This is a genomic window from Paraburkholderia bengalensis (genome assembly GCF_037126505.1).
Classification (GTDB): domain Bacteria; phylum Pseudomonadota; class Gammaproteobacteria; order Burkholderiales; family Burkholderiaceae; genus Paraburkholderia; species Paraburkholderia bengalensis.
This window is the reverse complement of the sequence record NZ_JACFYJ010000198.1, coordinates 1-3,980: the sequence shown is the minus strand read 5'-3', so window position 1 is coordinate 3,980 and position 3,980 is coordinate 1. Positions and strand designations below refer to the sequence as shown.

The following is a 3,980-nucleotide window of genomic DNA, read 5'->3' as shown; positions in this document are numbered from 1 at the left end:
TTTAACTGAATCCCTTACACCGGTAGCGGAGTTTTACACGGCTCCATTGAAAATGGCGCTTCAAGGGGAAGCTCCGGCCTTCAGGCCGGGGTAGTTCACGTTGGCGAATTTAAGCAGCCTGTTCACCGGCGCGGCGACCTCGGCTGCATGGCCCAGTCTGCGATATGTTGTGCGATACGCAGTGACGCCCGTGATCAAGGCCCAGCCGACCGTGCTCCAAAAACCCGCTACGGCAATCGATCACTCCGTAACCTAACCCGCACGCGCCAGAAACGAAAAAATGCGGATGAATCGCAATGCTGCTCAGCCACCATGAACCGCTACCGGCGCTTAGTCGCGTAACAATCTTGCTGAGCGGGGCCTCATTCCTTCCAGTCTTCGAACCGTAAGATTGCTGATATAATCCTCATTGGAGCGGATTTAATCTGATGGAGCGAAAATCTGTGCCATGGCGGTAATCTCACGCTTGCCTTGGTTGCCCGACATGCACCGTCGCCCGAAGACGTCCTCCGCCAGCCACGAAGCACCATCAATAGTTGAATATTTTCAGACGGAAAAACCATGACCAATGCTTATGTTGAATATCGACCAAAGTCGGATCAGCAAACCCACGGGGTCACGCATCACGTGGTGATTGTAAACGAAAGAGAAGTTCAGACGTTTCGTACGCAGCTGGACGCTGAAAAATGGGCGTGTGCGCAAGGGTATGCGGTCCATGTAGCCCGCGAGCGGCATCGCCAGGATCGTCCCAATCCGGCACACTGGCGTAAGGCCGATTGCTAGTTTCATCGGCTGATCTATGAAGGCGGCACGACGGTCGAAAAATGATATCAATCGCTCCTCTCCGTCGTGCCCCCATTGCCCTCAGTTTCGGCAAACATCGCCTCAGTGTTGGATATGACTTTCTGCGGCGATCCCTTCGTCGACGAACTTGCCGTCTTTTCGCACAATCCCTATCTACTGATGGCAAGCACAGGAAGATGAATGGAATCCGGTCAAAAAGTGCAAAACTCCCCGATCCCGTTCTTTTCGGTCGCAGCGACCTTCATGATCGGTGCGACACTTCCAACATCAATCTATAGATCTTACGAGCAGCGTTACGCCTTCGGGCCCACCGCCATCACGGTGATTTTTGCGTGCTATGCCGCTGGAGCGTTGGGTGCATTGTTAGTCGCGGGAAACTGGTCGGATCAGCTGGGACGCCGACGTATGCTGCAATGGGGACTCGTGGCAGCAGCGGCCTCAGCAATAACCTTTCTGGTGGCCAACGGCTTGGTTGCACTAATGCTTGGCCGCATACTGTCTGGCATTTCAGCGGCAATCTTCACGAGTACCGCCACCGTTGCTGTAATTGAACAGGCGCCGCACAGATTCCGACACCAAGCAACGCTTGCTGCTACCGCATCCAATCTGCTCGGTCTCGGACTAGGGCCTTTCATGAGTGGCGTTTTAGTAGACTTGTTTCCCTGGCCAACGCGGTTGCCCTTTGCAGTGCATTTGCTCCTGGTCGCTGTTGCTGCTATTTACGTTTCTCGAGCGCCTGAGACCGCGTCCATTCCAGAACATCCGAAGTTAAGGATGCAACGAATTTCCTTGCCCGCCGAAGTTCGTACGACATTTGTCCCTGCGGCGCTCGCCGGGTTTTCCGGACCGCCCTAGCTCCAACGAATCCCGGGGTCACCCGATCCTGTGCTTCTGGTGCAGCGCTGCTCGGAAATCAGTACCGCGAGATAGAAATACCCGCGAGACACCTGGTCGGTTCTATCAATCAACAGACCTTCGGGCGGCCGCCGCCGCAAATGGCACATCAAGATTGCGGCAAAATGGCCCTGTTTCATCGATATACGGCGACGCATAGTCGCCTCATCGGTGGTGCTCGCTGGCATATCAACAGGTGTGGTCATGCCCATGAAATGACTATGCAGCGATAAATGGCTCGCAATCTGATGCCGATCGGTCATCGCCAAAGCTCGCTCAGACCACTACGTAATGCCGCTACTTCGATAACGCAGGACTCTCTTCCAACCGGACCTAGAGCGATGACCGAGCGGCCATGTGATGCGATTCCGCGCGAGTTGACAATGCGGCTAGTCAACTGCCTTTTTACGGACTCGGAATATGGGGGAACTGAAACGGCCTCCAAACGCTTTCGGTCCGAGCTCATATGGGCGGGCTCGACGCACGGAATTCGGACATCCGCGCGGGTTCTAGAGCGCCTGGCCGTTGCCAGGTCCGTCCATTGGGCAAGGGTTGCCCCCTTGATGCTCACACCTGAGCAGGAAACGTCGAACTTTGTTCCTCAATAGCAGGGAGACCCCCAGTGAAAACACAGACTACTTCGACCCAACTCCGAAACGCTCGCAAGGCAGGCATTGCGTCGTTCGTTGGCACCACGATCGAGTGGTACGACTTCTACGTGTACAGCACAGCCGCAGCACTTGTGCTAGGAAAGCTATTTTTTCCGAGTACCTCTGCATTGGCGGGAACGCTCGCTGCATTTGCAACGTTCTGGATCGGCTTTGTCTCTCGTCCGATTGGTGGCATTGTATTTGGCCATCTGGGAGATAGGGTTGGCCGCAAGAAGACACTCATTATCACTCTGATGTTGATGGGGTGCTGCACGACAGCGATGGGGCTACTGCCTACCTATGCACAAGTTGGGTTTACTGCGCCAGTTCTGTTGGTCGTATTGCGACTGCTGCAAGGCATCGCGATCGGCGGCGAATGGGGCGGCGCAGTCGTCCTGTCATCCGAACATGCTCCAAAAGGGAAGGAAATCTTCTATTCCGCCTTCGCGCAACAAGGATCTCCAGCAGGAAACCTCCTGGCGACGCTCGCGTATCTTGCCGTATCCACGCTGCCTGACCATCAGTTCATGACATGGGGCTGGCGTATCCCCTTTCTACTTTCCGCATTTCTGGTCGGTGTGGGAATATTCGTACGCTTGAGTGTCGAAGAATCTCCCGCGATGCAGGCGATCAAGGAAAGCAAAAAAATTGCAACACTCCCCATTGCCGAGGTATTGCGCGACTACAAAGCACTGGTAGCAATGGGCGTTGGCGCGTGTGTCATTGCGATCTCAGTGACATATTTCAAGACGACGTTCGCCCTTTCGTGGGCGGTGACATCGATCGGATTTGACCGAACCCAGTTTTTGAGTGTCATCACGGCTGCCATCATTGTTCAGCTAATCGTACAGCCGTTCGGTGCCGTTCTCGCCACAAAGATCGATCTCAAGAAGGCTATTTTATATATGCTGCTTCCAGAGATCGTGACCTTGCCGCTGATGTTCTCCTTGATTGCAACCCGTTCCACTCCCCTCGCTATGATCGGTATGTCCCTTGCCTCAATTCCGGCGGCCCTCTATTACGCATCGATGGCGGGCATCCTGGCCAAATCTTTCCCCGTACAGATCCGATATACCGGAATTTCACTTGCGTACCAGATTTGCGGAGCGCTGTTCGCAGGAACGACACCAATTCTGGGTCAATATCTTCTGAATGCCACAGGAACAATCGTGTCAGTGATTGCACTTGGCATCATGCATGTGTTGATTACGCTTGCCTGTGCGCTCATGCTTGTTGCACGAATCGAAGGCCACAGTATTCAAACAGCGCAAGATGCAGTTCCCGCCCGACTCTGAAATAGCCTGGAATTCTGCTGCGCGCCGATAAGGTTGAGCAGTCGTCGACCGCCAGTCCTGCCAAGTCGTTGACTGTAGTGACGGCCCCAGGCGTGGCAGCAGCGGAGAAAAAGGCTAACTCATCGCCTCGGCTGATTTCACGCATTCAGGCTCGATAGGCCTGTGGACGAAGCCCCGACTACCAATCCTAGTCCATCGCGTCATTGAAATGGCACCGGGCGAATTCGCCGCGATGGATCGTTGTACTTCCATTTGATCGGCTTCGGATTCTTGTTGTGCTCACGGATATAGCGCATCAGTTTGCGATCCAGATCCTTAACGGTGGTGAAGACGCCTC

General features: G+C 54.5%; 4 protein-coding genes and 1 pseudogene. 3 read left to right on the top strand and 2 right to left on the bottom strand.

What is annotated here, in order from left to right:
* The first annotated feature begins 561 nt into the window (after positions 1 to 561).
* Together H3V53_RS42400 and H3V53_RS42395 are read left to right on the top strand one after the other, a co-directional pair.
* Positions 562 to 783: a hypothetical protein gene (locus H3V53_RS42400; protein ID WP_336602929.1), complete on the top strand. Its 222-nt coding sequence runs from the start codon at positions 562 to 564 to the stop codon at positions 781 to 783.
* A gap of 201 nt (positions 784 to 984) precedes the next feature.
* The gene (locus tag H3V53_RS42395) at positions 985 to 1,659 is read left to right on the top strand and encodes an MFS transporter (RefSeq protein ID WP_336602928.1); all 675 of its coding nucleotides are present in this window, start codon (positions 985 to 987) and stop codon (positions 1,657 to 1,659) included.
* Here the strand turns inward: H3V53_RS42395 and H3V53_RS42390 are convergent.
* A complete protein-coding gene (locus H3V53_RS42390) occupies positions 1,656 to 1,961 on the bottom strand; it encodes a hypothetical protein (protein WP_336602927.1) in 306 nt (101 codons plus the stop codon). The genes H3V53_RS42395 and H3V53_RS42390 overlap by 4 nt on opposite strands.
* Before the next feature lie 359 nt (positions 1,962 to 2,320).
* Here H3V53_RS42390 and H3V53_RS42385 point away from each other — a divergent pair, with 359 nt between their 5' ends.
* A complete protein-coding gene (locus H3V53_RS42385) occupies positions 2,321 to 3,643 on the top strand; it encodes an MFS transporter (RefSeq protein ID WP_336602926.1) in 1,323 nt (440 codons plus the stop codon).
* 200 nt (positions 3,644 to 3,843) lie between these two features.
* Here H3V53_RS42385 and H3V53_RS42380 read toward each other — a convergent pair.
* Positions 3,844 to 3,980 (bottom strand): annotated as a pseudogene (locus H3V53_RS42380) (IS630 family transposase); the annotation flags it as partial.